The organism is Kitasatospora sp. NPDC059973, assembly GCF_042737525.1.
Classification (GTDB): Bacteria; Actinomycetota; Actinomycetes; order Streptomycetales; family Streptomycetaceae; genus Kitasatospora.
Genome location: NZ_JBHWUI010000052.1, coordinates 1 through 22,978 on the forward strand (window position 1 = coordinate 1; position 22,978 = coordinate 22,978).

A 22,978-nucleotide genomic window follows, 5' to 3' on the forward strand; every position below is an offset into this window, starting at 1 on the left:
GTCCGGGCGGGCCGTCGCCGCGTCAGCCCCCGTGGCCCGCCGCGCCCGCCGGTACGGCGGCCGTCAGCCCGGCCCGCAGCCCGTCCACCAGCGCGGCCGCGCCCGCCGGCTCGCCGGCCGCGCCGAACACGTGGTAGTCCGGGCGGACCAGCAGCGCGCTCGCCCCGTACCGCGCCAGGTAGGCCCCGTAGACGCCGTCCGTGTCCACCACCCGGACCTCGCCGGACTCGCCGGCGCCGGCGTCCCCCTGCCCGTCGCCCTGCTCGTCCCGGGTCCGGCCGGCCGGCAGCAGCCGCACCACGTGCGCCCGGAGCCCGGCGAGGAAGGAGAGCCGCTCGGCGCCGAGCCGGGCGTCCGCCCCGGGCCCGAGCAGCAGCACGAAGCCGCGCCCGACCACCTCGTCGAACAGGCCGCGGCCGCCGGGCCCGTCGACCACCCCCTGCGGCACGACCTCGCCGGCCGGCCTGAGCGGTCCGTCGCCCCCGCCGCCGTACAGCAGGCCCTCGGTGAGGGGCTTGGCCGGCTCCGGCCGGGTCGGGCCCCGGCCGTGCCGGTTGGCCAGCACCGTGGCGTCCCGCTCGGCGGCGGCGGCCGGGTCGGTCACGCAGATCACCCGGCCCAGCTGGACCGAGGCCAGGATCGACTCCCTGACCTGCGCCCGGCGTTCCCCGGTGTAGGTGTCCAGCACCGCCTCGTCGGCGAGACCGCGCAGCACGAGGTCCAGCTTCCACGACAGGTTGACCACGTCCCGGATGCCCGAGCACATGCCCTGCCCGGCGAACGGCGGCATCAGATGGGCCGCGTCACCGGCCAGCAGCACCCGGCCCGCCCGCCAGCGGTCGGCCCACCGGGCCTGGAACATGTAGGTGGTGCTGCGCAGCAGGGTGGCGGTGTCCGGCGTGACCCCGAACGGGGCGAGCAGCCGCCAGGCCGTCTCCTCGCGGTTCAGCTCGGCGGCCCGCTCGCCCGGCAGCCGCATGAACTCCCAGCGCCGGTGCCCGGGGCCGCTGCCCACCAGCGTGGTGGGCCGGGCCGGGTCGCAGATCTGCAGGTTGGTCGGTACGAACGCCCGCGGTTCGCGCAGTTCGACGTCGCACAGCAGCCACTCGTAGGAGAAGCCGAGGTCGGTGACGGGGACGTCGAGGTGGTCCCGGACGAAGCTGTTGGCGCCGTCGCAGCCCACCACCCAGCGGGCCGAGACCGTCCGTGCCGCGCCGTCCTCGTCCTCGGCCGTCACCAGGACCCGGTCGCCGTGGTCGGCGATCCCGACGACCTGCCGGCCGCGCTCCACGGTGACCCCGGGCAGCCGCGCGGTCCGGGCGGCCAGCAGCTCCTCCAGGGCGGGCTGGTGCATGGTGTTGGCATCCGGCCAGCCGTACGGGCCCGGGGTCCGGAACTCGATGTCCAGCAGGGTCTCGCCGGCCGCCGTCCGCCACTGGTAGCCGGAGGCCGGTTCGGTGATCCGGCCGAGGTCCGGGCCGATCCCGCAGGCGGCGAGCAGCCGGGCGGTCTCCCCGTCGAAGCTGGTCGCCCGGGGCAGCGTGTACGGGCGCCGGCGGCGTTCCAGCACGGTCGTCCGCCAGCCGTGCTGGGCGAGCAGGACGGCGAGCGCGGCCCCGATCGGCCCGTTGCCGACGACGACCACGTCCGTGTCCGTCGGGCCGGTCGGGGGCTCGTGCGGTGACACCTTGGGCATAGGGACCCCTCATCGCAGGGAGGCGGCGGACCGGTGCGGACCGGTGCACGGCGGGTGGGCACGGCGGCGGGAACACGGCGGAGGAGCGCGCAGGCGCTGCTCGGACGCCGCGGCGGCTGCGCGCGACAACGGGGCGCGACAGCCCTGGCAGGAACATCGGAAGACTACTACCGCGACCCGCGTGAGGCGTCAACGTCCGCCCCGGGCTATCAGATCGGGGGATACCACGACCGGTCTTGATCGGCCTACTGTGCGGACGTCCCGAAGAATCCGGGGACCCGTGCGCAGTCCGCCCGCCACCGCCTTCCGGCGTGGGCCCGCGGCCGCGCCACGGACCGTTGCCCGAAGGGAAGATCCGGCATGGCCCAAGCGACGACCGCCCACTACGAGAAGTGGGTCAGTGTCTTCCACCCGGTGCCGACGAGCACCGTGCGGCTCGTCTGCCTGCCCTACGCCGGCGGGTCCGCGAGCTTCTTCTTCCCGGTGTCGCGGGTGCTCGCCCCGAAGGGGATCGAGGTGCTGGCGATCCAGTACCCGGGCCGTCAGATGCGCCACCAGGAGCCGGGCATCGACAACATCCCCGAGTTCGCGGACGAGATCTTCGCGGCGGTGCGCCACCTGGACGACAAGCCGCTGGCGCTGTTCGGCCACAGCATGGGCGCGGTGCTCGCGTACGAGGTGGCCCTGCGCCTGCGGCGGGCCGGACTCCCGGCGCCGGTACGGCTGTTCGCCTCCGGCCGGCGGGCGCCGTCCCGCTACCGCGACGAGAACGTCCACACCGGCTCGGACGCCGACGTGGTGGCCGAGCTCAAGGCGCTGAGCGGTACCAGCCAGCTCATGCTGGCCGATCCGGAGAACCTGGCGATGATCCTGCCGGCCATCCGCAGCGACTACACCGCCATCGAGCGCTACCGGCACGACCCCGACCAGCGGCTGGACTGCCCGCTGACGGTGCTGGCCGGCGACAGCGACCCGCGGGTGTCGATCGACGAGGCGCGGGCCTGGGAGGAGCACACCACCGGGGCGACCGAGCTGGAGGTCCTCCCCGGCGGACACTTCTTCCTCGCCGACCGGAGCGCCGAGGTGATCGAGCTGCTGGCCCGGAGACTCACCGGGCAGGACGCCGCAACCAACCGCTGAACCACCTCCTGGAATGGGTCGACATGCGAACCGCCGCACCCTTGCCGACGATCGGCCAGCACTCGCTCCTGGTGTTCCTCCTCCAGGTCGCCGTGCTGCTCCTCCTGGCACTCGTCCTCGGCCGCCTGGCCCAGCGCTTCAACCTGCCCGCGGTGGCCGGTGAGCTGTGCGCGGGCGTACTCCTCGGGCCCTCGGTCCTCGAACCGCTGCTGCCGGGCTTCTCCGACTGGCTGCTGCCGCAGAAGCCGGACCAGCTGCACCTGCTGGACGCCGTCGGGCAGCTCGGCGTGCTGCTGCTCGTCGGGGTCACCGGCGCGGAGCTGAAGTTCGCCCTGGTCCGCCGGCGCGGGCTGACCGCGGCCCGGGTCAGCATCGCCGGCCTGCTGCTGCCGCTGGGCCTCGGGATCGGCACCGGCTACCTGCTGCCGCGGTCCTTCCTGCCGAGCGGCGCGGACCCGGCGGTGTTCGCGCTCTTCCTCGGCGTGGCGATGTGCGTCACGGCGATTCCGGTGATCGCCAAGACCCTGCTGGACATGAAGCTGCTGCACCGCGACATCGGCCAGCTCATCCTGGCCGCCGGGGTGGTCGACGACGTGGTGGGCTGGTTCCTGCTCTCCGTCGTCTCGGCGATGGCCACCGCCGGGCTGACCGCCGGGGTGGTCACCACCGCGGTGCTGTACCCGATCGGCGTGGTGGTCTTCGCCCTGGTGGTCGGCCGCCCGCTGGTCGGCCGGGCCCTGCGCGCGGCCGGCCGGTCGGAGGGCCCGATGCCGACGATCGCCACCGCCGTGGTGCTGGTGCTGTTCAGCGCGGCGGCGACGCAGGCGATGCACCTGGAGGCCATCTTCGGCGCCTTCGTCTGCGGTGTGCTGATCGGCACCAGCGGCGAGCTGGACCCGGCGAAGCTGGAGCCGCTGCGGACGACGGTGCTGGCCTTCCTGGCCCCGCTCTTCTTCGCCACCGCCGGCCTGCGGATGGACCTCACCGCGCTGGGCCGCCCGATCGTCCTGGGCGTCGCGGTCGCGGTGCTCGCCGTGGCGATCTTCGGCAAGTTCGTGGGGGCCTTCATCGGGGCCAGGCTCAGCCGGCTCAACCGCTGGGAGGCGCTGGCGCTCGGCGCCGGGATGAACTCCCGCGGCGTCGTCGAGGTGATCGTCGCGATGACCGGCCTGCGGCTCGGCGTCCTGAACACCGAGACGTACACCATCATCATCCTCGTCGCGATCGTGACCTCGCTGATGGCACCGCCCATCCTGCGGTACGCGATGACCCGCGCCGAGGAGGTGGCCGGGGCCGAACTCGGCCTGGGCGACCAGCACACCGACCCGGTACAGACCCCCGACCGGGCACCCGGCGCGATCCGCGTCTCCGACCAGCGAGGTGACTCATGACCACGATGCTTCTCCTGAACGGCCCCAACCTCGGGATCCTCGGCCAGCGCGAGCCGGAGATCTACGGCACCGACACGCTGGCCGACATCGAGAAGGCCGTCGCCGAGGAGGTGAGCGGCGTGGGCTGGGAGGTCCGCTCGATCCAGCACGACTCCGAGGGCGACCTCGTCCGGGCCATCCACGAGCACCGGCTCAGCAGCGTCGGCGCGGTGGTCAACCCCGGCGCGCTGATGATCGCCGGGTGGAGCCTGCGCGACGCGCTGGCGAGCTATCCGCAGCCCTGGGTCGAGGTGCACCTGAGCAACGTCTGGGCGCGCGAGCAGTTCCGGCACGAGTCGGTGATCGCCCCGCTGGCCGGCGGTGTGGTGGTCGGCCTCGGCGCCTTCGGCTACCGCCTGGCGGCCCGCGCCCTGGTGCACCTGACCGCCGCCGACCGCTGACGACGGCTGACGACCCGCCCGGCCGGCCCGCCGCGGACGGCCCGCCGGACACCGCCGGCCCGTCAGACACCTCCGGACCGTCCGGACCACGCGTTGAGAGGAAGACCCGGCCCATGAGGCTCAAGCTCCACGAAGTCGGCGACGGCGACAAGGTCGCCCTGCTCGTCCACAGCATCATCTCGTCGTCGGACACCTGGAGCCGGGTGGCGCCCCGGCTGGCCGACCGCGGCTACCGGGTGATCATGCCGGACCTGCGCGGCCACGGCGAGAGCCCGCAGGCCGACTCCTACTCGCCGGAGCTGCTCGCCGCCGACCTGGTGGAGTCGCTGCCGGCCGGCGCCGACCTCGCGATCGGCCACTCCTTCGGCGCCTCGGTGCTCTCGCTGGCGGTGGAGGGGCTGCGCCCGGCCAAGGTGGTCTACAGCGACCCCGCCTGGCGCTTCACCGAGAAGGCGGTCGCGGAGATCCGCGAGTTCGCCCAGTTCACCAAGGTGGCGACCGCCGAGGCCATCCGTCCGATGTTCCCGCGCTGGCAGCCCGAGGACATCGACGCCGAGCTCGCCGGGTACGCGCGGTGGGACGTCCGGGCCGTCGACTGGCTGGAGAGCTCGCACAGCTACGTACCGGCCCGCCCGGTCGTGCCCTCGCTGGTCCAGGGCGCCGGCGACCACCACCTCGTCCCGGACGAGCTGGCCGAGACCCTGCGCGCGAGCGGGTTCGAGGTGCGGTACGTGCCGGACACCGGCCACTGCATCCACCGGGACGACCTGGACGGCTTCCTGGCCTCTCTCGAAGGCTGGATCTGACCCTATGGGCAACGGAAGTTGACGTCCGATCAGGTTGTTCGGCCGGCGACGCGACACGGTCGCCGGCCGAGCGGCCGAGCGGTGATCGGCCTGCGTGGTAGTGTCGCCGCGTGAGCTCTGGCCGCCTTGATCACGCACATGAGGGCACTTCTCCGACCGACGGGAAACCGCAGGTCGTCCACGGTTCCTTCGCCCTGCAGGTCGGCTTCTCGGCGCCGCCGGAGCAGGTCTTCGCGGCCTTCGCCGAGCCCGCGCTGCGCACCCGCTGGTTCCGCCTCCCCGGCTCCTCGAAGCACGCCACCCACGCGCTGGACTTCCGGGTCGGCGGCAGCGAGGTGGCGACCAACCTGTTCGTCTCCGGGGACATCGAGGAGCGGCTCGAATACCGCTCCCGTTTTCACGACATCGTGCCCGGCGAGCGCATCGTCTACGTGTACGAGGCCCACGTGGACGGCCTGCGCCGCTGGGTCTCCCTGGTGACGCTCGAACTCGCCGCCCAGGGCGCCGGATCCCGGCTCGACTGGACCGAGCAGTACGCGTACCTGGTGCTGAGCGGGGACGGCACCCAGGACACCGCCCACCTCCAGGGCGGCACCCGGCTGATGCTCAACGGACTGTCCGCCGTGGTCGACCCGGAGCGCTACCGGGGCCTGGCGAAGATCCGCCCCGAAGAGTCCTGATGGTTCGTCAGTTCTTCTCGGGGGCAGATGTCTTGCGAAGTCCGACAGCCGGATCCTGACGGCTCGCCCTCCCCGCTACCCCAGGTCGCTGACCACCGGATGGTCCGCGGACCGCGGGCAGTCGAAGACCCGCATGGTCTCCCCGTGGCCGAGACGGACCTCGGTGGGCTCCTGGTGGCGGCTCCGAGTGCTCGGGCTGCTCACCCGGGAGCCGAGGGGTGCCCAGCTCTCCGTGCCGCCGTCCCACTCCCGGCCGGCGATCGCCGCCACGAACCGCAGCTCGCCGTCGCAGCTGCCGCACCGCACCGGGCCGTCGTAGCCCTGGTAGTTCCAGGGCTCGTGGCCGCCGAGCTTCCAGCCCGGGGCCGTCGACAGGTCCCAGGCGTAGCGGGGCTCGTAGTCGTCGGGGTCGTCGGGGTGGGGGAAGGTCGCCTGCTCCCAGGCGGTGACCCCGGCTTCGAAGTCCTCGCCGAGCGCTCCCGGGTGCGGGTACTCGGTCACCGGCTCCGGGCGCAGCCGGCAGGGGGTGGGGAGGTAGCCGGGCTCGCCGACGGCCACCGGGTCCGGTGGTGTCAGGAAGGCGTCCCCCAGGTCGGCGCTCCGGCGGTAGCGCAGGCTGACCCACGGACCGGCGATGCCGTTGTAGGGCGCCGTCCCCGGTTCGCCGTAGGCGTGCTGGAAGGGGCACCAGAGGATCTGCAGGACGTCCCGGTCCGCGGGGAAGCCGTCGTACCAGGGGACGTCCGCCGCGTACACCTGCAGGACGGGCAGCAGCGGCCAGGCGGTGTCCTCGGGTATCTCGTCCCAGCCGATCTCACCGTGGTGGGCGAAGCTCGTCGACCGCTCGCCACGGACGTCGGCGGTGCGGTGGGGCGGGCCGTACCGGAGGTGCCTGCCGCCCGGGCAGGTCGGCCACGGCTCGTCCGCCGGCCAGGCGAGCGGTCCGCCCGCCGAGCTGTCGAGCGGGGAGGGGCTCGCCGGTACCGGGTGCAGCCGGACGGCCGTCCTGGCGTGGGCGGTGAGTTCGGGGAAGAGCGAGGTGGCGTCCCACGGCCTGGGCGGGGTGACGGCGGGCTTCACCGCCACCACCGGCCCAGCGCGGAGGGTCCGTCGGATCGCCGCGGGGACAGGGCCGGGCGCCGGGGGAGTTCCTTGATCACACGCGGCATCGTACGGGTGGCCGCTGACAGCCCGGCAACGGCGGGTGCCGGGCGGCCCCCCTGCCGAGGGGGCCGCCCGTGCCGCCGGCCGCGCCGGGGCTCGGGTGGCGGCCGGGATCCGCTCGCGCGGGGGCGACGGAGCGTCAGGTGTTCGAGGCGCGCACCGCGGTGAGGGGGGCCGGCTCCGCCGGGCTCGGCGCGGGACGGCGGCGGCGGGCGAGGGCGAGGAGGAGGGCGCCCGCGGCCGCGCCGGCGAGGAGGACGATCGCGGCGACCGAGGCCGCGCGGCCGACGGCGTCGGTGAAGGCCTGGGCCACGTCCTGCGGCCGCGGGTTCCGGAGGGCGCCGAGCCGCTCGCCGAAGCGGCTGGTCATCAGGGTGCCGAGGATGCTGGTGCCGAGCACCGCGCCGACCTGGCGGGCGGCGTTGACCGTGCCGGCGGCCGCGCCCTCCTTGCCGCGCGGCACATGGCCGACCGCCAGCGCGGTCGAGGGTGCGCCGGCCAGGCCGCAGCCGAAGCCGAACAGCACCAGCGCCGGGGCGTAGCCGCCGAACCCGTCGGCCGGTTCGACGGTGGCGAACAGGCCGGCGCCCGCCGCCGCCAGCAGCAGCCCGGTGATGATCAGCCGGGCCGCGCCGAACCGTGGCCCGAGGATCCCGGCGACCGCCGAGGCCAGGATGAACATGCCGAATTCCGTGAGGAGTTGGACGCCCACCTGGAGCGCGGTCAGTCCGCGCACCTGCTGCAGCCAGAGCACCTGGAGCATGGCGAGCCCGACGAAGCCGAACAGGACGGTGCCGGCCAGCAGCAGCGCCGCGCTGTACGAGGGGTCGCGCATCAGCCGGAGGTCGAGCAGCGGGTGGGTGCGGCGCAGTTCGACCACGGCGAAGGCGGCGAGCAGGACGGCCGCGCCGAGGGCGGCGGCCAGTGGGGCGCCGCCGAGGTAGCTGTGGTGGCCGCCGTCGATCAGCCAGTAGATGAGCAGGGCGAGCCCGCCGGTGGCGAGGATCTGCCCGGGCCAGTCCAGGCGGACGCCCTCGGCCCGGGACTCGGTCACGCCGAACAGGGCGGCGGCGCCGGCGAGCGCGGCGATCACGGGGCCGAGCCAGAACGCGGTGTGCCAGGTCGACCAGCGCAGCGCCAGCCCGGCCGTGATCGGCCCGAGGGCGAGGCCGAGGCCGGAGGCGGCGGCCCAGGCGGCGATCGCGCCGGCCCGCCGGCGCGGGTCGGGGAAGGCGTCGGTCACCAGGGCGAGCGAGCTGGGGGTGATCAGCGCGCCGCCGAGTCCGGCCACCGCCTGTCCGAGCAGGACGGTGGACAGGCTCCCGGCGAACACCAGGACCACCCCGCCGGCGGCCATCGCGAGCGCGCCCAGCAGGAAGATCCGCCGGCGGCCCCAGCGGTCGGCGAACGCGCCGCCGCCGAGTACGACGGAGGCCACCACCAGGGTGTACATGCTCGGGATCCAGACCAGGTCCGCGGCGTCGAGGCCGAGGTCGGCGCGGACCGCGCCCAGCGTGCCGATGGTCTGGGTGGTCTGGATGAAGACGGTGAAGAGGCCGAGGCAGGCGGCCAGCAGCACGGTCCCGGTGCGGTCAGTGCGCGGCATCCGGCACCTCCGGGGTGCGGGGCGCGGCGGTGCGGGGGGCGGTCACGAGAGCTCCCGAGGGGCGTGGGTTTGACATCGCGACTCACTGTAGCGCCGTGCGTTTGATAATCCAACTATGCAGGTGGATGGCGTGACGCAGCGGCGGGGCGCCCGGTGGGTCCGAGGCGCCCCGCCGCCGGGGGGGGGGGAGTGGTCGGTCAGCTGGGCGTGCTGCCCGTGGCGCCGGGGCAGGGCGGGAGGGTCGAGGGCGCGACGGTCGCACAGGTCGCCGTGGCCACCGTCGGCCCGGACGCCGTCGCAGAGTTCGCGGACGCCGTCGCCGTGGAGGGCGTTACGCTGGCGGTGGACGGGCCGGGCGGCGAGGACGAGGTGGGGCCGGCGGACTTGGTCGACGACGAGGCCGACGCCGAACCGGTGCTCGCCGAGGACGACGGGCCGGAGGACGGCCCGGACGGCGTGCCCGAGGAGCTGGAGGCCGAGGCCGACCCGGTCGACGGACCGGTCGAGCCCGAGGTCGAGCCGGAGGTCGAGGGCGAGCCCGAACCCGAGGTGGAGCCCGACATCGACGCCGACGGGGAGACCGGCTTCATCGGAGCGGCCGGCGGGATGCCCGGCACCAGGACCTCCGGCGGCTGGACCGTCTTGTCCACCACCTTGATCTGCCCGGTCACCCGGGCGAACCAGCCACCGGTGGTGATGTCCACCAGGACGAGCTCCGTCACCGGCTTAGGCGCCGCCACCACGATGACCAGCGAGGACGGCTGGAAGCCGGTCCACGACTTGCCGGTGTACTTGGCGTCGCTCACCAGCTCCGGCGGCTTCAGCGGGTTCCCGCAGCTGCAGCGCACCCGCGGTACGCCCTGCGCGTCGACCAGGACGGCGGTGCCGGCCTGCAGCACCGACTGGTACGCGACCGACGCCCCGCCCTTGTAGCTGTGGTTGGTGACCCGGGTGTCCACCCGCAGGTAGGCGGAGGTCAGCGAGCGCAGATAGCCCGGGATGGCGGACTGCTCGATCCCCTGGGCGGCCGCCCAGGCCCGGCCGGTGTCCCCGGTCGACGTCATGGAGATCAGCCGTTCGACGTCGCAGGCCGGCTTGGACTTCTCACCGGCGTAGAGCCCGGCCGAGGAGCCCTGCACGGTGTGGATGCCGCTCGGCGAGGCCGCGGCGGTGCTCTTCGTGGCGCTGCCCGGACTGCCCGGGGCCGACGCGGGAGAGGAGACGGCGGTGGTCTCGACCGACTGGGTGAACGGCGCCGGTCCCGGATCGCCCGGCGTCTGCAGCGCCACCTCGTTCGCGGCCGGGATGGCATCGCTGGGGGTACCGCTCCCGCCGCCGCTGTTGACGATCAGCACCGTCGCCAGCACGGCCAGCGCCGCGGTCCCCCCGGCCAGCGCCAGCTTCGTGCGGGACCGCCACCACGGCGTCGGACGCCCGCCCGGCCCACCGGCCGAGGAGCCGCCCGGCCCGCCCGGCCCGGACGGGGGAACGGACGGCGGTCCCGGCGGGCCGCTGGACGGCGGTCCGGAGAGCGGGCCGGACGGCGGGCCGGACGGGGGCCCGGAGAGGGGCGGTTGGGAACTCATCGAGGCTCCGTTTCGCGGGCGGCCGGCGAAACGACCGGCACAGAAGGCTCCTGCCACTGGCTTCCATTTCTGCCCCCGCCCGGCAACCGCCGCAACAGCACGCCACCGCCGGCTCGCCGTGCGCACACAGCGCGCGCGGCCCGGTCCTGGGTGACGCTGGACTCAGACGCGAGGGGGGCACCCGAGTCCACCAGGAGCCCGCATGCCCCAGGAGCCCCCCACCACGGCGCCCGGCCCGCCCGGCGTTCTGCGCGGTTGGCTGGACGCGTCGGCGGTCGTCCTCGCCGGGATCGCCGCGATGGCGGCGGTGGCCGCCCTCGGCCTCTGGGCCGCCGGCGCCGGCTCCCTGCCGGGCGGCGGCTTCCCGTACGTCCTGGCCGGTGCGCTGGCGCTCGCCGTCGGCGGCTCCGTGCAGCTCGACGGCGGGGCGGGCTTCTTCGCCCAGGTGGACGCCGGGATCACCGCGATGCCGCTGACCGTCGGACTGGTCGGCGCCCTGGTGATGGCGGAGGTGTTCCTGCGCCAGCTGCGCTTCCGGGCGGTCGCCGGCGGCGCCGAACTGCTCGGCCGGGTGGCCCGGACGGCGGCCGTCTGGGTGGTGGCCCTGGTGCTGATCACCCTCGCCGCCCGGCACACCTTCGTCGTCCCGCTCGGCGGCGGCCTCGTCCAGGACCTCGGCGGCGCCCTCGGCCTGACCCCCGAGATCGGCTTCCACGCGGAGCCGCTGAGCACCATCGGCCTCGGGCTGCTCTGGCTGCTGGTGGTCCTGGCGGCCACCTTCGCGGTCTCCCGCCGGGCGCCGCTGCCGCGCGGCCTGGTGCCGTTCCAGCAGGCCGTCCGGCCGGCCGCGTTCGCGATGCTGTTGGTGCTGCTCATCTGTGTGGTGCTCGGCCTGGTGGCGGGGCTCGTCACCGCCGTCGTGCACGGCGACGCCCGGGCGACGCTGGCCCTGCTCCTGCTGGCGCTGCCCAACCTGGTTTGGCTCGCCCTCGGGCTGGGGATGGGCGCCGAGTGGCACGGCCACCTGGTCGGGGCGATCGGGCTGCCCGTCCCGGAGTCGCTGTCCGAGGTGCTGCGCGCACCCGAGGGCAAGTCGGCCACCATCAGTCTCAGCACCCTCGCGGAGCAGGACGGCCGGGTCTGGTGGCTGCTGCCGCTGACGGCCGTGCTGCTCCTGGCGGCCGGCTTCCTCACCGCCTACCGCTCCCCGCGCGGGGTCCGGCTCTGGCAGCACGCCGTCCGGCTGGGCGCGGCCGCGGCCGTGACGATGCTGCTGGTGGGCGTCTGGTCCCGGGTCTCCGCCGACTACGGCCTCTCGGTGCTCGGGGTCGGCGCCGGGGACGGCGGGCTGGGCGATCTCCTCGGCTCCGTGCTCGGCGACACCAACCCGGTCGCGGGCCTCGGCGGCGGCTCGCTCGTGCTCGATCCGCAGCTCTGGCTGCTGGTGCCGCTGGCGGCGGCCTGGGGCCTGGTGGCCGGCCTGCTCGGCGGTCTGCTGGCGGCCCACCGGAGCAGGCGCGGCGAGATCGCGGCGGACGGCGGCTGACGGCCGGGACCGCCGCGCCTCAGCGTCCCCGGGGGTGGACGACCGGCGTCGCCCAGTCCGGCGGCTCCGGCACCGGGGGCGAGACGTACGGCCCGCCCGCGCCGCCGCCGTACGCCGGGAGCACCTGGGTGGCCGGTCCGTCCGCCACCCAGGGGGTGGCGGGGCCGGGCGCCTCGGCGGTGGCGGCGCGCAGCTCGGCGACGAACTGCAGGCAGCTGGCGTACCGCTGCTCGGGTGATTTCGCGAGTGCCCGGGCCACCACGGCGTCCACCTCGGCGGACAGGTCCGGGCGGTGGTCCCGCAGCGTCGGCGGCGGGTCGTTGAGGTGGGCCCAGAGCAGCGCGAGGTCGCTCTCCCGGCGGAACGGCGGCGTCCCGGCCAGCATCTCGAACACCACGCAGCCCAGGCTGTACTGGTCGCAGCGGCCGTCCAGCGGCCGTCCGGAGATCTGCTCGGGCGCCGCGTAGTCCAGGGTGCCGACGATCTGCCCGACGGTGGTCAGGCCGCTGAGCGAGAGCGACTTCTTGGTGAGGCCGAAGTCGGCCAGGTACAGGTGCTCCGGGTGTTCGCTGTCCGTGCCCGCGGCGACCAGCACGTTGCCCGGCTTGACGTCCCGGTGGACCAGGTCCTGGTCGTGCGCGGCGTCCAGGGCGGAGCCGATCTGCAGGGCCAGCCGGGCCGCCCGGCCGACCGTGAACGCGCCGCCCCGGTTCATCAGCTCGCGCAGGTCGCCGCCGTGCACGAAGCGCATCGCGATGAACAGGATCCCGTCCGTCTCGCCGGCCTCGAACACCGGGATGATGTGCGGGTGGTCGATCGCGGCGGCGGCCTCCGACTCGTGGATGAACCGCTGGCGGAACACCTCGTTGCGGGCCAGCTCCGGCGCCAGCAGCTTCACCGCGACCGTCCGGCCCAGCCGCAGGTCCTTGGCCCGGTACACGACGGCCATGCCGCCCCGGCCGACCTCGGCCTCCAGCCGGTAGCCGGCCACCCGCCGCCCGACCATGCCGGACGGCAGACCGGGGACCTCCTCGGTGTGCGACCCGGTCGGCGGCGGCGGCGGTTCGGTGGGCTCGCCGCTGCCCGACTCCTCCGGGGGAATCACGGCTCAACCGTCCGGGTCGGCTCGTACCCGGTGGGGGCTCGGCCGGGCGCGGGCGAGGCGGCTGGGCCGGGCGCGGGCGCGGGCGGGGGCGAGGCGGCCGGGCGCGGGGTCGCGGCCGGGGAGGCGTTCGGCCGCCCGGGCGCCGCGTAGGTCTGCAGCTGGAGGCCGTCGCAGTAGCACCAGCGGTCGTGCACCGGGTCGAACAGCCAGAGCGCCTCGCCGTCGACGACCAGCCCGATCCGCAGGCCGCGGGCCCGGTCCCGGAAGGTCTCCAGATCGGCGCTGCCGGCCGCGAGGTCCTCCAGCAGCGCCCGGTAGCGGGCCAGCGCGCCCTCGGCCTCGGCCAGCGCCGGGCGGGGGTCGGCCGTCCGGGCCGGTGGGCCGGTGGCGTCCGGCGGCGCCGTCGGGAGGTTGATCAGCAGCCGGCCGTCCACCCAGGTGGTCCAGCCGTTGGAGCAGAGCACGTGCCCCCAGTCGCCCTGCCGGGCGATCAGCTGGACCGGCAGCAGCGGGTCCAGCCGGGCGGCCGGCTGCGCCGGGTCGGGGGCCGTCCAGGTGGCCATCCCGTCCGGCGGGGCGACATGGGTCGGGCGGAACGCGAATTCGTCCATGGGCTCCGTCCATCGGAGGCGTTCACTTCTGCGTGATCACTTCCAGCTGATCACCTGCGTCCTGCGCACCCCGCGTCCGGTCGCGCGCATCCGATCACTTCCGCATGATCGAGGGCTCCTGCCGGCGCAGCAGTGCCAGCACGGCGCCGCCCAGCACCACCGAGAGGCCCACCAGGATGCCCAGGCACCGCAGCCAGCGGGTGCGGTCGGGGCGGAACAGCGGGTCCGCGGTGATCGCGGTCGGGAAGACCGTGTGCAGGTCGACGGTCTGGGCCATGGCGGCCAGACCCCAGCGCGACGGCACCAGCCAGGCGAACTGCTCCAGGCCGGGCACTCCGTGCAGCTTCAGCATGGCGCCGCTGAAGACGATCTGCACCACCGAGAGGAGCACCAGCATCGGCATGGTGGCCTCCTCCTTGCGGACCAGCGCGGAGACCAGCAGGCCGAGCATCATGGCCGAGAAGGAGAGCATCGCGACGGCCAGGATCAGCTCGGCGAGCGGCGGCAGCACGACGCCGCTGTGCACCGTCACCCCGTTGGGCAGCGTCGGGCTGAGGTCCACCCCGGCCAGGCCGACCGTGGTCAGCACGGCCGCCTGGGCCACCGTGACGGTGCCGAGCACCACCACCTTGGAGACCAGGTACGCCGATCTGGAGAGCCCGACCACCCGTTCCCGCTGGTAGATCGGCCGTTCCTTGACGATCTCGCGCACCGCGTTGGCGGAGCCGGTGAGCAGCCCGCCGATGCACAGGGTGAGCACCACGTTGATGGCGTTGTCGGGGGAGATCCGGGAGCCGGCCATCGCCCGGCACATCACGCCGATGATGAACGGCAGGGCGATCATCACGGTGAGGAAGAGCCGGTCGGCGGCCAGCACCGCGGTGTAGCGGCGGACCAGGGTGCCCAGCTGGGAGAACCAGCCCTGCGGCTTCTCCCGTCCGATCGGGCTGCCGCCGACCGCGGCCGGGCGCCCGGCGGGGACGCCCGGCACCGCGCCGGCGGCGACGTACCGCTGGTACTGCGGGGACGCCAGGAACCGGCGCTGCCAGGCGGCGTGGTCCTCGCTCTCGAAGGCCTCGAAGGCCTCGGGCCACTCGGAGTAGCCGAAGAACTCCAGGGCCTCGCCGGGCGGCCCGTAGTAGGCGGTCCGCCCGCCCGGGGCCAGCACCAGCAGCCGGTCGCAGACGGACAGGCTCAGGACGCTGTGGGTGACCACCACGACGGTGCGGCCGTCGTCGGCGAGGCCGCGCAGCATCGTCATCACCGAGCGTTCCATGCCCGGGTCCAGCCCGGAGGTCGGCTCGTCGAGGAAGAGCAGGGAGGGTTTGGTCAGCAGCTCCAGGGCGACGCTGACGCGCTTGCGCTGGCCGCCGGAGAGGCTGGAGATCACCAGGTCGGCCCGGCTGTCCAGGCCGAGTTCGTGGATCACCTCGTCGACCCGGGCCTCGCGCTCCGCCTTGGTGGTGTCCCCGGGGAAGCGCAGTTCGGCCGCGTAGGAGAGCGCGCGGCGGACGGTGAGCTGGGTGTGCAGGATGTCGTCCTGCGGCACCAGGCCGATCCGGCGGCGCAGTTCGGCGTAGTCGCGGTACAGGTCGCGGCCGTCGTAGAGGACGGTGCCCTCGTCGGCCGGGCGCAGCCCGGTGAGGGCGTTGAGCAGGGTGGACTTGCCGGCGCCGCTGGGCCCGGCCACCGCGAGCAGGGCCTTCTCGGCGAGCGGGAATCCGACGCCGTCCAGCAGCACCCGGCGGTCGGGGCCGACCCGGACCACCAGGCCCTGGACGTCCAGCGAGATCTCGCCGGTGTCGGTGTACTCGACCAGCTCGTCGCCGGACAGGCAGAGCGCGAAGTGGCCGATGCCGACGATGTCGGCCGGCCCGACCGGGGCCCGGACCACCGGGCGGCCGTTCAGGTAGGTGCCGTTGTGGCTGGCGAGGTCGACGATCTCGTGCCCGCCGTCGGGGAGGGTGCGCAGCTCGGCGTGGTGGCGCGAGACCACCAGGTCGTCCAGGACGAGGTCGTTGTCGTCGGCCCGGCCGATCCGCACCGTCCGGCCCGGGAGCCGGATGATCGCACTGGGCTGCCGGAAGACGCCGGAGGCTTGCGGGGCGATCAGCGACGGGCGCTCGCGGCCGGCCGGCGCGGGCAGCCCGGCGAAGGTCGCGGAGGGGCCGTCGGCGGGGTTGCCGAACCGTAGCCGGGTGCCGGGGCCGACGTCCTGGTGGTCGATCCGGCGGCCGTCGGTGAAGGTGCCGTTGGTGCTGCCGACGTCGTCCAGCAGCCAGTGGCCGTCACTGGTGTGCAGGACGGCGTGGTGCCAGGAGACCCGCGGGTCGTCGATGACGATCTCGCTGGTCGGGTCGCGGCCGACGTGGTACGACCGGCCGGGATCGATCAGCTGCGAGTCCCGGTCGGTGACGAGGACCAGAGGCGGCGCGACGGGCGCGCCTGCGCGCTCTCCCATGGTTCGGATTCTAGTCCGGCCGGGGCGACCCGGCGTTCCCGGCGGGGCTCCGGGGGCGCTCCCGCCCTTGACCAGCCCGAGTCAATTGGACTGGACCACTGGATCGGAAGCGGACCGCTGCCCTATCGTTTGCCCCATCGTCCGGAGCGTCTGCCACGCCGTCCGGAGCGTCTGCCCGCCGCCCGGAGCGCTCCGGGCGGCCCCCGCGAGCCCCTGGATGGACCGATGAGTCTCTGGCCGCAGTTGCGCGATTCCCGGCTGGTCCGGGCCGGCCGGGCCCCGGGGACCCGCCTGCGCTGCGGGCTGATGGACACCATGCTGGCCGACCTCTCGGTCTCGGTGGTCCTCTTCTTCGAACAGACCCTGGACGAGGACCGGCTCGCCGCCGGCCTCGCCCGGGCACTGGCGCAGGTCCCGGTGTTCGCCGGGCGGCTGCGCACCGACGGCGACGAACTGACCGCCGTCTGCGACGACTCCGGTGTACCGATGGACAGTTACGACATCGACGGCACGCTGGCGGAGGCGATGGGCCGGGTCACCTCGGCCGGCGCCGCGCTGGTCGACCCGGTGGACGCCCCGGCCGCCCGGGCCGGCGGCGTCCCGCTGCTCACCGTCCGGATCACCCGGCCCTCGGCCGGCGGCACGGTGCTGGGCTGCTCCTGGCACCACGCGATCGGTGATCTGCAGAGCTTCATGCTGCTGATGCGGGCCTGGTCCGCCGCGGTGGAGGGCGAGGAGCTGCCCGAGGCCGAACTGGTCGAGGACCAGGACGCGTTGCTCGGCAAGGTGCTGCCCGCCGAGGACTGCGGGCGGCCCGGGTTCCGACTGCCCGGCCCGGCCGAGGCCGCCGTGCTGGCCGCTGCGGTGGCGGCCGGGCCGCGCGCCAACCGGACCGTCCAGCTGTACTTCGGCGAGGCCGAACTCGCCCGAATGCGCGAGGAGTTCAGCGCGACAGCAGGGCGAAGACTCTCCTCCGGCGACGTGCTCTGCGCCCATGTCGTCAGTACGGTGCGGGAGTTGGACGAGGACGGCGAGACCCGCTGGCTCACCGTCCCGGTCAACGCACGCCGCCCGCTCGGTCTGCCGCCGACCCTGGTCGGCAACCTGCTGGGGGACGTCCACCTGCCCCACGCTCCGCAGGACGGCCCGGCGGCCCTCGCGGCCGCCCTGCGCGAGGCCCTGGAGGGCTTCGCCGACGGGCACCTCAACCTCCGCTCCAATCTGGCCTTCCTGGAGGCGATCGGGCGGTCCCGGCTGCGCGACTGTGTGCCGCTCGGCTTCGACCCGGAGCACCGCCGGTTCAGCTTCTCCAACTGGAGCCGGTTCGGCGCCTACCGGATCGCCTTCCAGGGCCACCGGCCGGTGTTCTTCAGCCCGGCCGCCAACTACCCGCTGCCGTGGGTCTCCTGGACGGTAGAGGGGTTCCACGGGGCCGGATCGCTCACCACGGCGGTGCTCCCGGCCCGGTTGGCCGCCCGGCTGCGCAGCGCCGAGGGGCGGGCGGCACTGCACCGCCACCGCGACCCGGCCGACGTGCTGCCCGAGCTGGCCACCACCCTCGCGAAGGTGCTCTGACCGGGCCGGGCCGCCGCGTACGGCGACGCCGACGAGGGGGTGGGCCGTCGCGCCCACCCCCTCGCGTCGGTCCGGGCTCCGGAGGCCCGGAGGGCACCAAGGCGGTGCGTGCCCTCCCGTGCCCTCCCCTGCCCTCCGGCACCGCCCGGTGCCGGTCAGGCCGGGAAGGCCTCCTCGATCGCCGTCCAGAGCCGCACCCGGGCGCTGAGCGCGAGCCGGACGGTCTCCGCGCAGGCCGCCCACTTGGCGTCGTCGTCGCCGCAGAGGTCGATCAGCATCTGCATCGCCATCGGGGTGTGCTGCTCGCCGTCGACCTCGATGTGCCGGGCCAGGTAGTCCTTGAACACGGTGAGCGCGCCGTCCGGGTCGTCGATGCTGATGACCTGGGCGAACATGTCGGGGATGAGGTCCTCGCGGCCGAAGGCGAACGCGGCCGCGCGGCAGTGCACCGGCGCGTTCTCGATGATCTCCCAGGTGGTCGCGGTGAAGTCCACGGCGGCCTGCGGCACCCCGGCGGTCTTCAGCGCCTCGGGCACCGGGGTGCCCGCGCGCAGCAGCTCCAGGAAGGCCTCGACCGGTGCCGGGTCGGCGCCGGCCTGCCGCATGCCCTCGACGTACAGCTCGAAGTGGCTGGTGAAGCCCTCGCCGAGCTCGTCGCTCTCCTCCACCAGCACGATGTCGTTGATCAGCCGGCGGCTGGCGGTCGGGCCGTTCGGGACCCACGGCACGTCGACGCAGGTCAGCTCGCGCTGCAGGCTCTTCAGCAGCGACATGAAGTCCCACACGGCGAAGACGTGCCGGTCCAGGAAGGTCCGCACGTGTCCGATGCTGGTCAGTCCGCCGTAGACGGTGTGGCCGACGACCTCGCGGCGCAGCGGGTCGATGGCCTCCTGGAGACCGGTCAGGCCGGGGTGCGAACGGTCCCAGTGGTAACGGCTGGTGGACATGTGGAGCTCCTTCACAGGGGGAACGGGATTCTGCCACGAGGGGTGCGCGCCGGACAGGGGGCGCGCACCCGCCGGGTTACTTCATGACGGCGCGCAGCGCGTGCCGCAATTGCTCCCGGCCGGGCTGGAGGGCGCGGTCGAGGGCGGGGGCGAACGGCAGGACGGCGCCGTCGGGGCGGGTGACGCGGCGGGGCGGGGCGATCAGCCGCATCTCCTCGGCGGCAGTGGCCAGCACCTCGGCGCCGATGCCGCAGCTGCGGTTGGAGTCGTCGACGACCACCAGCCGGCCGGTGCGCTCCAACGAGGCGGCCAGCGCCGTCCAGTCGAAGGGGTGCAGCGTACGGGGGTCGAGCACCTCGACCGAGATCTCGTCGGCGAGCTCCTCCGCGACCGCCAGCGCGTCGTGCACCAGGTGGCCGACGGCGACCAGGGTGACGTCGGTGCCGGTGCGGTGGACGCGCGCCGAGCCGAGCGGGATCGGCTCCAGCGCCCAGGTGACGGTCTCGCGCACGGCCAGCGCGGCGGCCGGCGCGAACACCACCACCGGGTCCGGGTCGCGCACGGCCGAGCGGAGCAGGCCGTACGCGTCGGTCGGCGTGGCGGGCACCACCGTCTTCACCCCGGCGTGCGCGAACAGGCTGTAGGGGTGGTCGGAGTGCTGGCCCGCCCAGCCGTCCCGGGAGCCGGATCCGGGGACCACACAGGTCAGCGGGACACTGGCCTGGCCGCCGGTCATCAGGGAGAACTTGTGTGCCTGGTTGACGAGTTGCTCGAAGACGAGGAACAGCAGCGAGGGGATCTGGAACTCGATCACCGGCCGCCGGCCGCTCAGCGCCGCGCCGATCGCCATCGCCGTGAAGGCCTGTTCGGAGAGCGGGGTGTCGACGATCCGCCCGGGCCCGAAGCGGTCGAGCAGCCCGAGGGTCGGACCGGCCAGGCCGGCGCCGATGTCCTCGCCGAACACGCAGACCGTGGGGTCCTCGGCCAACTCGTCGGCCAGTGCCCGGTTCAGCGCCTTGGTGTAGGAGAGTCTGGTCATCCCGTCGCTCCCGCCCGCGGCCGCCGTCCGTCGGCGTACAGATAGTCCAACGCGCCCTCAAGATCGGGCAGTTCGGAGGCGAGCGCGAATTGCTCGGCGGCCGCCAGCTCGGCTGCCACCGAGGCGTCGAGCTCGGCGGCGCGTACCTCGCCGATCGCGGCCGCGGCGCGCGGCAGCGGGTCGCGGGCCCGCCAGTCGGCCACCTCCTCCGGCGTGCGGTAGCGCAGCTTCATCCGGCGTTCCATGGTGTGGTGGCCCTCGAAGCGGTAGGTGCGGCACTCCAGGAAGCCCGGGCCGCTGCCGGACCGGGCCCGGGCGACGGCCTCCTCGGCCGCGGCCCGGACGGCCTCGGTGTCCATCCCGTCGACGGTGACGGCGGGGATGCCGAAGGCGGCCGCCCGGCCGACCGCGCTGCCCGCGACCGCGGTGGCGGCCGGCAGGGTGGTGGCGTAGCCGTTGTTCTCGCAGACGAAGACCACCGGCAGCCGCCACATCGCGGCCAGGTTGAACGACTCCAGCAGGACGCCCTGGTTGAGCGCGCCGTCACCGAAGAAGGAGACCGCCACCCGGTCGTCGCCGGCCTGCCGGGCCGCCCAGGCGGCGCCGACCGCGATCGGCGCACCGGCGCCGACGATGCCGTTGGCGCCCAGGATGCCCAGCGAGAGGTCGGCGGCGTGCATGGAGCCGCCCCGGCCCCGGTTCAACCCGTCGACCCGGCCCGCCAGTTCGGCGAGCAGCCGGCGGGGGTCGACGCCCCGGGCGAGCACGTGGCCGTGCCCGCGGTGGGTGGAGGTGAGCCGGTCGCCCGGGCCCAGCGCGGCGCAGACGCCGACCGCCACGGCCTCCTGGCCGATGTAGGGGTGGATGCCGCCGGTGATCACCCCGGACTTCACCAGGGTGAGCGCCTGCTCCTCGAAGCCGCGGATCAGCCGCAGCATCCGGTACCGCTGCTCGGGGGTGCCCAGCGGCGCGGGCCCGGCGGCTCCCGGCCGGGGGACCGGGCCCGCCGTGGTGGCGGTGCCGCCGACCGCCGTCACGGGGTGCCCCGCCAGAGGGTCGGGCAGATGTCCGGGTCGGCGTAGTCCGGCCGGCCGTCGGCGGTGCGGCGGACCACCACGTCGTGGTTGTAGACCACCGTGCCGCCGTCCGGCCTGAGGTGGTGGCGGTACTCGTTCCCGCCGTCCTGGAGGTGCAGCGAGACGGCGCGGCGCGGTGCGTCGGACAGGTTGGCACCGCTGCCGTGGTAGGTCCGGCAGTGGTGGAAGCTGACGTGCCCGCGCGGGATCTCGATCGGGACCTTGCGCACCTGCTGCCCGTTGTGGTGCGCGTTGGCGGCCAGGATCGACTCCAGTTCGGAGCGGTCGCGGTGGGCGAAGTGCCGGGTGGAGTCCTCGCCGGAGTCCAGCTCGCGCCAGCGGTGGCTGCCGTCGATCATGGTGATCGTGCCGTTCTCCACCCCGCAGTCGTGGAACGGCAGGAAGGCCGTGAGCATCCGGTCGGAACTGGACGTCTGCCAGTAGTGCTTGTCGAAGTGCCAGGGCACCTGGTTGGTCGGCTCCTCGGGCACCGGCGGCTTGTAGATCAGCGTCGCCTGGAAGACCCGGATCTCCTCGGCCTCGGCCAGCAGCGCGGCGACGGCGCCCAGCAGCGGCTTGCGCAGGATCGCGCCGATGGCGTCGCTCTCGTAGTGCACGTAGTCGTTGTGCCGCTGGACCGGGCCGTGCTCCGGCGTCCAGGCGGCGAGGTTCGGCGGGCGGACGGCGAGTTCGCGGTCGCGGTGGCCCTCGTAGTACTTCTCGGTGGCGGCCTGCAGGGTGTCCAGCTCCTCGTCGCTGAACAGCCGGCGGGAGAGGTACCAGCCGTGTTCGAGGTAGCCCGCCACCTCCTCGGGGGTGGGCAGCAGTGCGCGCTCGGCCTCGGTGAGCCGGAACTCGGGTGCGGTGGTCATGCGGGGGCCTCCTTCTGCGGGGCGGGGGTTGCTCAGACGGAGGCGGTGGCGTTCGTCCGCTCGACGGCCTCGTACAGGGCCTTGATGTTCGCGGTGCCGAAGGTGCCCGCACCCTGGCGCTCGATCAGTTCCAGGAAGTAGGTCCGGCGCGGGTGGGTCGAGCGCAGGAAGATCTGGAAGAGCTGCCCGCCGTGGTCCTGGTCGACCAGCACGTCGAGTTCGCGCAGCGTGTCGACCGGGATGGCCGTCCCGCCGAGCCGCTCGGCCAGCGCGTCGTAGTAGGCGCCCGGGGTGGTGAGGAACTCCACCCCGCGGTCGCGGATGGTGCGCACGGCGGTGGCGATGTCGCCGGTGCGGAAGGCCAGGTGCTGGACGCCCGCGCCCTCGTTGTCGGCCAGGAAGGTGTCGATCTGGCCGGGCCGGCGGGAGGTGTCGGGCTCGATCAGGGTGAAGGTGACCTCGCCGGAGGCGTTCTGCACCACGCTGGAGTCCATCGCCTGCTCGCCGACCTCGATGTACTCGCCGAAGATCCGGTGGAGGCCGAGCGCGGCCTCGCAGAACCGCACGGCGGGGGCGAGTTCGCCGGCCGGGACGCAGATCGCCGCGTGGTCGAGGGCGTCCAGCAGGGCGCCGGGGGCGGGCTCCGCGGCCGGGCCGGAGACCGCCCCGGCGGCGGTGTCGGGGACGAACCGCAGGGCGACGTCGCCGAAGCCCGCCACCAGGCCGCCGGCCCGGTCCAGGACGCGGGCGCCGTGCCGCTCGGCGCGCTCCAGCGAGGCCTGCGGGTCGGTGCAGCCGAGCGCGATCACCCCGACGCCGTCGCCGTGCACGGCGACGAACCGGGCGACCGGGTGGGCGGGGTCGGCGGCGGAGACGAGGTGCAGCCGGATGTCGCCCTGGCGCAGCCGGACGGTGCGTACGCCGTCCGGCCCGGCGGCCGGCTCCCCGGGCGCCTGCTCCGCCGACGTCCGGGCATCGGGCGTGCGGGCTTCGGGCGTGCGGGCATCGGGCGTGCGGGCTTCGGGCGTGCGGGCGTCGGGCGTGCGTTCATCGGGCACGAAGCCGAAGTCGGCGCGGAGGCCGGCCGCGGTCTTGTCGGCGTCCGCGCAGTGGAACTCGACATGGGTGATGGACTGGATGGACAACGGGTGCTCCCCGGGGGTGGCGTTTGATGGGTGGCCGGGGTACCGCGCCGGGCCGGGTCGGCTCCGACGGGTGCCCCGGGGCAGGCCGGGGT

Annotated in this window: 19 protein-coding genes; 7 read left to right on the forward strand and 12 right to left on the reverse strand. The window is 74.6% G+C overall.

What is annotated here, in order from left to right; translation table 11 throughout:
* Window positions 1-22: 22 nt before the first annotated feature.
* Complete coding sequence (locus ACFWA9_RS16510; RefSeq protein ID WP_380387751.1) at window positions 23-1,696, reverse strand: bifunctional 3-(3-hydroxy-phenyl)propionate/3-hydroxycinnamic acid hydroxylase; 1,674 nt, start codon at window positions 1,694-1,696, stop codon at window positions 23-25.
* A 360-nt stretch (window positions 1,697-2,056) separates the two neighbouring features.
* Between ACFWA9_RS16510 and ACFWA9_RS16515 the strand changes: the two genes are divergently transcribed.
* The 5 genes from ACFWA9_RS16515 (at window position 2,057) to ACFWA9_RS16535 (ending at window position 6,153) form a co-directional block, all read left to right on the forward strand.
* A complete protein-coding gene (locus ACFWA9_RS16515; protein WP_329491278.1) occupies window positions 2,057-2,836 on the forward strand; it encodes an alpha/beta fold hydrolase in 780 nt (259 codons plus the stop codon).
* A 23-nt stretch (window positions 2,837-2,859) separates the two neighbouring features.
* Window positions 2,860-4,227 carry a cation:proton antiporter gene (locus ACFWA9_RS16520; RefSeq protein WP_352294556.1) on the forward strand — a complete coding sequence of 456 codons (1,368 nt, stop codon included), beginning with the start codon at window positions 2,860-2,862 and terminating at the stop codon, window positions 4,225-4,227.
* Window positions 4,224-4,667 carry a type II 3-dehydroquinate dehydratase gene (locus tag ACFWA9_RS16525; RefSeq protein ID WP_329491280.1) on the forward strand — a complete coding sequence of 148 codons (444 nt, stop codon included), beginning with the start codon at window positions 4,224-4,226 and terminating at the stop codon, window positions 4,665-4,667. The genes ACFWA9_RS16520 and ACFWA9_RS16525 overlap by 4 nt, the downstream gene beginning before the upstream one ends.
* A gap of 113 nt (window positions 4,668-4,780) precedes the next feature.
* The gene (locus ACFWA9_RS16530) at window positions 4,781-5,473 is read left to right on the forward strand and encodes an alpha/beta fold hydrolase (protein WP_380387755.1); all 693 of its coding nucleotides are present in this window, start codon (window positions 4,781-4,783) and stop codon (window positions 5,471-5,473) included.
* Between the two features lie 110 nt (window positions 5,474-5,583).
* Window positions 5,584-6,153, forward strand: a complete 570-nt coding sequence (locus tag ACFWA9_RS16535) for an SRPBCC domain-containing protein (RefSeq protein WP_380387758.1) — start codon at window positions 5,584-5,586, stop codon at window positions 6,151-6,153.
* 75 nt (window positions 6,154-6,228) lie between these two features.
* Here the strand turns inward: ACFWA9_RS16535 and ACFWA9_RS16540 are convergent, their stop codons facing one another.
* From ACFWA9_RS16540 to ACFWA9_RS16550, 3 genes are all read right to left on the reverse strand, one after another.
* Window positions 6,229-7,233, reverse strand: a complete 1,005-nt coding sequence (locus tag ACFWA9_RS16540; RefSeq protein WP_380387761.1) for a hypothetical protein — start codon at window positions 7,231-7,233, stop codon at window positions 6,229-6,231.
* A 223-nt stretch (window positions 7,234-7,456) separates the two neighbouring features.
* On the reverse strand, window positions 7,457-8,923 hold the full coding sequence (locus tag ACFWA9_RS16545; protein WP_380387764.1) for an MFS transporter: 1,467 nt from the start codon (window positions 8,921-8,923) through the stop codon (window positions 7,457-7,459).
* 197 nt (window positions 8,924-9,120) lie between these two features.
* The gene (locus ACFWA9_RS16550) at window positions 9,121-10,509 is read right to left on the reverse strand and encodes a DUF6777 domain-containing protein (RefSeq protein ID WP_380387767.1); all 1,389 of its coding nucleotides are present in this window, start codon (window positions 10,507-10,509) and stop codon (window positions 9,121-9,123) included.
* Window positions 10,510-10,711: 202 nt separating this feature from the next.
* Between ACFWA9_RS16550 and ACFWA9_RS16555 the strand changes: the two genes are divergently transcribed.
* Window positions 10,712-12,055 (forward strand): streptophobe family protein, encoded by a 1,344-nt coding sequence (locus tag ACFWA9_RS16555; protein WP_380387770.1) that lies wholly within the window; start codon window positions 10,712-10,714, stop codon window positions 12,053-12,055.
* A 19-nt stretch (window positions 12,056-12,074) separates the two neighbouring features.
* On the opposite strand, the gene ACFWA9_RS16560 is transcribed toward ACFWA9_RS16555, so the two are convergent.
* The 3 genes from ACFWA9_RS16560 to ACFWA9_RS16570 all read right to left on the reverse strand — a co-directional run bounded on the left by ACFWA9_RS16560 (window position 12,075) and on the right by ACFWA9_RS16570 (window position 16,232).
* Window positions 12,075-13,061, reverse strand: a complete 987-nt coding sequence (locus tag ACFWA9_RS16560) for a serine/threonine-protein kinase (protein ID WP_380387844.1) — start codon at window positions 13,059-13,061, stop codon at window positions 12,075-12,077.
* Window positions 13,062-13,156: 95 nt separating this feature from the next.
* A complete protein-coding gene (locus ACFWA9_RS16565; RefSeq protein ID WP_380387772.1) occupies window positions 13,157-13,771 on the reverse strand; it encodes a hypothetical protein in 615 nt (204 codons plus the stop codon).
* A gap of 94 nt (window positions 13,772-13,865) precedes the next feature.
* Window positions 13,866-16,232: an FHA domain-containing protein gene (locus ACFWA9_RS16570; RefSeq protein ID WP_380387775.1), complete on the reverse strand. Its 2,367-nt coding sequence runs from the start codon at window positions 16,230-16,232 to the stop codon at window positions 13,866-13,868.
* Between the two features lie 225 nt (window positions 16,233-16,457).
* Between ACFWA9_RS16570 and ACFWA9_RS16575 the strand changes: the two genes are divergently transcribed.
* Window positions 16,458-17,807, forward strand: a complete 1,350-nt coding sequence (locus tag ACFWA9_RS16575; protein ID WP_380387778.1) for an acyltransferase — start codon at window positions 16,458-16,460, stop codon at window positions 17,805-17,807.
* 155 nt (window positions 17,808-17,962) lie between these two features.
* Here the strand turns inward: ACFWA9_RS16575 and ACFWA9_RS16580 are convergent, their stop codons facing one another.
* The 5 genes from ACFWA9_RS16580 to ACFWA9_RS16600 form a co-directional block, all read right to left on the reverse strand.
* Window positions 17,963-18,754 (reverse strand): DUF3050 domain-containing protein, encoded by a 792-nt coding sequence (locus tag ACFWA9_RS16580; RefSeq protein ID WP_329491289.1) that lies wholly within the window; start codon window positions 18,752-18,754, stop codon window positions 17,963-17,965.
* A gap of 76 nt (window positions 18,755-18,830) precedes the next feature.
* Window positions 18,831-19,793, reverse strand: a complete 963-nt coding sequence (locus ACFWA9_RS16585; protein WP_380387781.1) for an alpha-ketoacid dehydrogenase subunit beta — start codon at window positions 19,791-19,793, stop codon at window positions 18,831-18,833.
* Window positions 19,790-20,830 carry a thiamine pyrophosphate-dependent dehydrogenase E1 component subunit alpha gene (locus ACFWA9_RS16590; protein ID WP_380387784.1) on the reverse strand — a complete coding sequence of 347 codons (1,041 nt, stop codon included), beginning with the start codon at window positions 20,828-20,830 and terminating at the stop codon, window positions 19,790-19,792. Before ACFWA9_RS16590 ends, ACFWA9_RS16585 begins: the two co-directional genes overlap by 4 nt.
* A complete protein-coding gene (locus tag ACFWA9_RS16595; RefSeq protein WP_329491292.1) occupies window positions 20,827-21,741 on the reverse strand; it encodes a phytanoyl-CoA dioxygenase family protein in 915 nt (304 codons plus the stop codon). The genes ACFWA9_RS16590 and ACFWA9_RS16595 overlap by 4 nt, the downstream gene beginning before the upstream one ends.
* A 32-nt stretch (window positions 21,742-21,773) precedes the next feature.
* Window positions 21,774-22,886 carry a VOC family protein gene (locus tag ACFWA9_RS16600; RefSeq protein ID WP_380387787.1) on the reverse strand — a complete coding sequence of 371 codons (1,113 nt, stop codon included), beginning with the start codon at window positions 22,884-22,886 and terminating at the stop codon, window positions 21,774-21,776.
* Window positions 22,887-22,978 lie beyond the last annotated feature (92 nt).